At 65.1% G+C, this 6,389-nt stretch carries 7 protein-coding genes and 2 pseudogenes; 7 read left to right on the top strand and 2 right to left on the bottom strand.

Annotated features, from left to right (window positions below):
- The 6 genes and pseudogenes from DL990_RS37435 to hisS all read left to right on the top strand — a co-directional run.
- Positions 1-112, top strand: a pseudogene (locus tag DL990_RS37435) (IS5/IS1182 family transposase); the annotation flags it as partial.
- Between the two features lie 140 nt (positions 113-252).
- A complete protein-coding gene (locus DL990_RS37430; protein WP_199746763.1) occupies positions 253-957 on the top strand; it encodes a hypothetical protein in 705 nt (234 codons plus the stop codon).
- A 445-nt stretch (positions 958-1,402) separates the two neighbouring features.
- A pseudogene (locus DL990_RS42035) lies at positions 1,403-1,852 on the top strand (phosphotransferase family protein); the annotation flags it as partial.
- Positions 1,853-1,960: 108 nt separating this feature from the next.
- A complete protein-coding gene (locus DL990_RS37420) occupies positions 1,961-2,140 on the top strand; it encodes a hypothetical protein (RefSeq protein ID WP_125788051.1) in 180 nt (59 codons plus the stop codon).
- Positions 2,141-2,203: 63 nt separating this feature from the next.
- Positions 2,204-3,406 carry a hypothetical protein gene (locus tag DL990_RS37415; protein WP_199746762.1) on the top strand — a complete coding sequence of 401 codons (1,203 nt, stop codon included), beginning with the start codon at positions 2,204-2,206 and terminating at the stop codon, positions 3,404-3,406.
- A gap of 77 nt (positions 3,407-3,483) precedes the next feature.
- Positions 3,484-4,785: a histidine--tRNA ligase gene (gene hisS / locus DL990_RS37410; protein ID WP_125788052.1), complete on the top strand. Its 1,302-nt coding sequence runs from the start codon at positions 3,484-3,486 to the stop codon at positions 4,783-4,785.
- A gap of 62 nt (positions 4,786-4,847) precedes the next feature.
- Here hisS and DL990_RS37405 read toward each other — a convergent pair whose 3' ends face one another.
- Entirely contained in the window at positions 4,848-5,036 is a 189-nt protein-coding gene (locus DL990_RS37405) for a DUF397 domain-containing protein (RefSeq protein WP_199746761.1), read from the bottom strand.
- Between the two features lie 93 nt (positions 5,037-5,129).
- Complete coding sequence (locus DL990_RS37400; protein ID WP_199746760.1) at positions 5,130-5,825, bottom strand: DUF5753 domain-containing protein; 696 nt, start codon at positions 5,823-5,825, stop codon at positions 5,130-5,132.
- A 106-nt stretch (positions 5,826-5,931) separates the two neighbouring features.
- Between DL990_RS37400 and DL990_RS37395 the strand changes: the two genes are divergently transcribed.
- Positions 5,932-6,243: a helix-turn-helix domain-containing protein gene (locus DL990_RS37395; protein ID WP_233620684.1), complete on the top strand. Its 312-nt coding sequence runs from the start codon at positions 5,932-5,934 to the stop codon at positions 6,241-6,243.
- The last annotated feature ends 146 nt before the right edge of the window (positions 6,244-6,389 follow it).

Genomic DNA, 6,389 nt, shown 5'->3' with positions numbered 1-6,389 from the left:
GTGCTTCAACCGGCTCAAACAGTTCCGCGACCTGGCCACCCGCTACGCCAAACGCGCCGCCTACTACCAAGCCGAACTCACCATCGCCGCGATCGTGCTCTGGCTCCAATGACTTACAGGACACGCCTAGTCCGTGAAGCCGTCGCGGCTCAGCTGCGGTACTCCGCCGGACTTCTGAACGCGCGATGCAGCGATCGGCTCCACGGCGACCTGCACTCGGCCGTCGGATTCCTGGGACACACCGCGGCCTTCATGGCGTTCGATGCCTACGCACACGACGATGCGCGCCGGATGTTCGAGTTCGCTCTGGGCTGTGCCGAGGAGGCCAACGACTGGCACCTTCGCGCGAAGGTGTTGTCCAGTATGGCCAGGCAGGAGATTTGGTGTGGGAACCCCGACGCCGGGTTGACGCTGGTCGAGCTGGCGATGGTCCGCGCCGACAGGCTCACTGCGTCCGAACGGGCCATGCTGTTGACCGCACGCGCGCGAGCGCTTGCCAAGCTCCACCGGGTCTCCGATGCGGTAACGACTGTGGGCCTCGCGGATGAGCAGTTCGCCACAGTCTCACCTGACAACGACCCTGTCTGGGTGCGGTACTACGACGAAGCGCAGCATGCCGGCGACACCGGCCACGCTCTGTTCGATCTCGCTGTCGACGGGCGCTTCGTCGGTGAAGCACGCGATCGCCTCGCCCTAGCGGTCGCTGGCCATTCTCAGCCGTACGCGCGGTCACGCACCATCTCCGGGATCAAGTTGGCGTCGCTGACGATGCGCGCGGGGGATTCGGTCGAAGCGGCCCAGATCGGGGCGTGGGCCTTGCGGGAGGCGGGCACGATTACTTCGAGACGAGCTGCCGACGATCTGCGGGAGCTGCGTACATTCGCGAATGACCACCGCCGAGTGACCGAAGTGGCTGAGCGGCAAAATGGAATCGGTGATCGGCTCGGGGTCGCGTGACCGAGGTGACTGACGAACAGGACGTCCTGAACCTCCTGGAGCGCGCCTGTGCGGCCGCAGGGCTCGATTCGTCGAACGCCTCGGTCATCCGCCTTGGCGAGAACGCGATCATCAGCATCGCGCAGGGCCTGATCGCCCGAATCGCCCGTACGGGCCAGGTCGCTTCAGCTCGCAAGGAGGTTGAAGTGGCTCGATGGCTGGAGCAGGCGCACATCCCCGCAGTCGAGCTCGCCGGCCCGGTAGACCAGCCCGTTGTCGTGGATGGCCACGCGGTGACGTTCTGGCGAGAACTGCCGCCGCACAAGCACGGGACACCCGTAGAAGTCGCCAAGGCGCTCCGGTGGCTCCATGATGCCGACCCGCCCCGAACCTTCAAGCTCTCAGAGATTCAGCCCTTCGTGAGGCTCGCCGAGCGGATCGATCTGGCAACGACGCTCAACTCGTCGACCGGGACTGGATGCGGGACTTGCTCGGAGATCTCAAGGACCGCTGGGTCCGTCGTCCAGACGGCTTGCCATGGTGTGTCGTACACGGCGACGCCTGGGTGGGCAACGTCGTGTCGACCGCTGATGATCGCGTCGTCTTCCTCGACCTCGAGCGGGCCGCGATCGGTCCGCCCGAATGGGACCTCGTGCACACGGCGATCAAGTACCGATCCTTCGCTTGGATAAGCCGGGAAGAATACGACGGCTTCTGCGCCACCTACGGACACGACGTGAGTCAGTGGGACGGCTTCGATCTGTTCAGAGACATCCGTGAGTTCCGGATGACGTGCATGGCAGTGCAAGTCGCAGCGCGAAACCGCACGGCACAGGAACAGGCGGTATGGCGTCTCGAATGTCTCCAGGGCAAGCACGGAGAGCGCCCCTGGCCCGGCTGGCATGCTCTGCCGTGAGTCTCGCGAAGTACTGATTTCGCTTCAACTGTGCGGTGTTCACAGGTGGTGATCGCCTCATTACCTTCGATGGAGCCGAGCTTTTCCCGAGCCCATTGGAGGTCTGCTGTGTCTGTATCCCTTGGTACCCAGTCGAAGGAGATCGCCGCGCCGGATGAGCGGCTTGAGGTGACCGAGCTGGCGGCCCTGGTCGCCGAGACGATTTCCGTCCGGAACGGACTGGATCGGATGACGCCGTCGCGCCTCGAGGAGTTCATGACGCCGGTCGCGCTGACAGCGCACCTGTAAGGCGATGGGACCGCGAGCTGGAAGGACGTTCTTCTGATGACTAGTGATCAGCAACGTGTCAGCTTGGAGTTCACTGCCGGCCCGCGGTCCCTCAAGCCACCTGAGGCCTGGTCGCTGGCGGACATGCTGTTGGCGAACCAGTTGCCGCCGTCGTTGTTTCAAGCCTATGTCGTCGACGATCAAGATGGATTGCGGCCGACGCCGATGACAACGGTGCTGAACGACATGCCGGCGGCTCACCGGGTAGTGCTGCGGTGCATCCGGAACACCGACATCACGACACTTCGAGCCCCTCATGTCGAACTCGTCGCCCACGACGAGAGTCCGGTCGTCGCCCTGCCCGACCTCGACGTGGGCAGCCACGAGCCGATGGCGCGGGCGCATCTTGTCGACGAGACCACGTTGCGGGAGATGGTGGCGAGCAGGATTGGGCACTTCCTTGCCCAATACGAAGTCACCGGACCGATCCTGGCCGGGATCTCCGGCGGCGGGGACAGCAATACCTTGGTCAACGGACTCAAACAGTTCGCTTCCGCGACCGGGCAGCCCGCCGGGAACGTCGTCTGCTTCACGCTGGCGATGGAGCCTTTGTGGCCTGAGTCCGCGGTCGACCGCGCTCGAGAGCTGTGCGAGAGCGCGGGGTTCGAGCACGTCGTCCTGTACGCGCAGGACATGGCAGATCTCCTCGGCATGACGAAGTCCCCGGCGGAGCTGTGGGAATCGTTCAGGAGGGATTTCGGCCCGGACACCGTGCACTTCTTCGGAACGTTCTTCGTGAACTTGGTCGGACGGCGCCTGTGCACGGATAGAGGAGCCCGCTCGCTGGCGGTCGGCTACAACCGGGAGGACCTGACGGCCGAGCTCCTGTTCTGTCTGTTCAACGGCCGTAAGCCTCTCCCTTATCCGGTCCGGCGGATGGGCACGGTGGACTGCTTGTTCCCGCTGTGGGAGATCCCGAAGTACCTGCTGGACGCCTGCTATCCGCGCTACAGCGCGAGCAACTACCGAGAGCGGGTGGACTCCACGACGCCGCACCGGTCGGCGATCTACGTCCTGGCGCACGCCCTGGACGCGCTCAACCCGCAACTATCGTTGTCCCTGCTCAAGGGAGTCTCGAAGCTCATGAACGACGTCGGGGGCTGGGAACCGCTGAACCCGATCGAAGGCACGCCGCTGATGCGGACCGGTCTCAGCGACGAGGACAGCGAGCGGCAGGTGCTCGGTCTGCTGCAGGAGTTCTTCGGGGACTGGCACGAAGCATCCTGACTGGGGCCGGTTCCGTCACCAGGTCGGGTGTTCGGCCAGAATGACCAATCAACCCACTACGTGTGAAGGGCTGGTTCATGGCGAAGGTCGAGCCACCATCAGGTACCCGCGACTTCGTGGGCGACGAGGTTCGTCGCCGGAAGCTCGCGTTCGACCGGGTGAGCACGATCTTCGAGCATCATGGTTTCCAGCCCTTGACCACACCTGTGTTCGAGCGGCTCGAGGTCTTCGCCGGGAAACTCGGGGAGGAGGCGAGCAGCCTCATCTTCAAGATCCTCAAGCGCGGTGTCCACGAGGCCACCGGAGAAGCCGACCTCGCCTTGCGCTATGACCACACCGTCCCGGCCGTCCGCGCGGTGGTCACTCATGGGAGCCGGTTGTCGCTACCGTTCAAGCGGTACGTCATCGACAATGTATGGAGGGCAGATCGCGCCGCCCGCGGGCGATTCCGCGAGTTCGTCCAATGCGACATCGACATCTTCGGTTCGGCGTCTCCGTTGGCCGACGCCGAGATCGTGTGGGCGATCAACAGCGGACTCGAGGCGCTCGGTGTCAAGGAGTTCGTCTTCCAGCTCAACTCTCGGCTGGCCCTGGCCGGCCTGCTGGAGGCCTACGGCATCCCGGACGAGCTGGGCACGCGCGTGCTCGGCTCGCTGGACAAGCTGGACAAGGCCGCTCCGGAGGTTGTGGTCGCCGAGTTGGTCGAGCGCGGTCTGACCACGACCGTCGCCGAGAGTTTGGTCGCTGACGTGATCGCCCCGGACAGCGAGCGGGTGCGCCAGCAGCTTGGCACCACCGAGCGCGGCCGCGCCGGACTGGCCGAGGTCGACCGCTTGCTCGCCTTGACCGAGGACCTCCCGGCTGGCCGTGTCCGGTTCACCCCGCGCATGGTGCGCGGCCTGGACTACTACACCGGCCCCATCTGGGAAGTCTCCGCAGTGGGGTACCCCGGCTCGATCGCGTCAGGAGGCCGCTACGACCAGCTGGTCGCCAAGCTCGGCGGGCCGGACATGCCGGCCTGCGGCGGTTCGATCGGCCTGGAACGCATCCTCGCGATCCAGGAGGCCGAAGCGCCTATGGAACAGGGCCTCGACGTCGCCCTGACCGTCCTCGGAGCTGAACGCGAGATCGTGAGCTTGGCCGGCCAGCTCCGCGCCCGCGGCCTGCGCACGGCCGTCTACCTCGGCTCCTCCGGCAAGCTGGCCAAGCAGATGAAGTGGGCCAACGAGCAGCGTTCCCGCTGGGTCCTGCTCTACGGCTCGGACGAGCAGGAACGGGGGACGGTGACCGTGCGAGACATGGAGTCCGGTGAACAGAGCCAGGTCGCGTTCGACGACGTCGCCGCGAACCTCACGGAACGGATGGCGCCGAAACCGTAGGCCCGAGGTCTTCGGAGAACGGGCCGAACGAGGCCCGTTCTCCGCGGATCCGCGGCCGGCTGTCAGCTCGGGCTCGGCAGGCGGAAGCTTCCGTTGGCCACGCCGCCGACGAACGCTTCCCACTCGCCGTGATCGAAAACCAGCACGAAGCCGTCCGGGTTCCGACTGTCCCTGAGGCCCACGGCGTCCTTGGTGATCGAGACCTCGACGCACTGGTTGTCCGGAGGATTGCTCAGGGGGACATCTTCCACTCCTTGAAATCGGTATCGAGGTGGTCTTTATGAGCGTCCTGGATGTCCATCTATCTGCTCGTGCCTTTCTGCTCTCGACGAGGCCGCAACCGGCTACAGCGACGAGGCGATGTCGAGCAAGGTGCGGCGCGTCTGCTCTGGCCCACTGGCAGCTGCCTTCTGGTGGTCCCAGAGCGTCAGGTACCGCGCCGTCCGCTTGCTGTTGTCGACGTACTCGCCGCCGTCGTGTTGCTCGAGATAGATGATGTCAACCGCGGGGTTCGTGTCGTAACCGAAGATGGTGTAGTCGTCCCCTTGGCCCATGTAGTAGCCGGCGGCGAACGGCACGATCTGCAGTTCGATGTTCGGGCGATCGATGGTCTCGATGAGCTTCGTGATCTGCGCCTTCATGACCGGACCACCTTCGGTCCGATGGAGCGCGGCCTCGTCGAGGATGAACCAGAACTGCTGGTCGGTGTTGTCCAGCACTCGTTGCCGCGCCAGCCGATTGGCGGCGTACTTGTCGATCTCCTCGGGAGTCAGCGAAGGCCGCCAGGCACGCGCGTTGGTGCGCATGTAGTCCTCCGTCTGCAGAAGGCCGGGGACGACGAGTGCTTGGTATGAGGAGTACCTGGTGCAGCTCGGTTCCATGTCGACCAGCAACCGCAGGTACTGGCGGAACCTGGTGCTGAAGGCGCCGCGCTTGGTTCGGCGGTTGCTCTCGGCTTGAAGGTCCCGCGCGTAGGCCCGGTCCGACTCGTTCGCGTCATAGCGGTCGAGTAGCACGTTGAGCTCGATCAGCTTGTTCACGTCTGCGGGTGCCAGAACCATCCGGTGCCGCAGACGTGGCAGGGCTGAACCGTGCTGCCCGCATCGCTGGAGGAGGTGAATTGTTGTGACGGACGAGTCTTTGCGGATGAGCGCTTCCGCCCCGGAGCCTGTCGATGACGGTGCTGTGTTGGCGGCGTCGATCCGGGAGCTCGCCAACGCGATCCGTGCGTTGGCAGCGCACGCGCCTCGCGATCCCGACGCCTTGCTTACGGCCGACGAGGTCGGCGCGTTGCTCGGCTTGTCGCCGAGGTCGTTGAAGGACCGGGCCGCGTCCGGGGCGTTCCCGCATCGCCGGTTCGGCAAGCACTACCGATTCAGCCGGGAGGACGTCGCGGAGATCGTGCAGTTGACGAAGAGTTCGGTGCGTCCGTATCGCGGTGGCATGCGTGCGGCGTGAGCGTCGGCCCATCACGTCCCGGAACTGGCCGGGGCGCTCTCCAAAGAAAGTGAGGTATCCGTCGTGGCCTACGCACAACCAACCGACGGTGATCCGCCGGGCTGGCGTGCTCGGTTCAAACGTCCTGATGGGACGTGGGGGAGTCG

The sequence above is a fragment of the Amycolatopsis sp. WAC 01416 genome (assembly GCF_003947485.1).
GTDB lineage: Bacteria > Actinomycetota > Actinomycetes > Mycobacteriales > Pseudonocardiaceae > Amycolatopsis.
The sequence above is the reverse complement of the archived record's forward strand: the minus strand, read 5'-3'. Positions and strand labels throughout refer to the sequence as shown.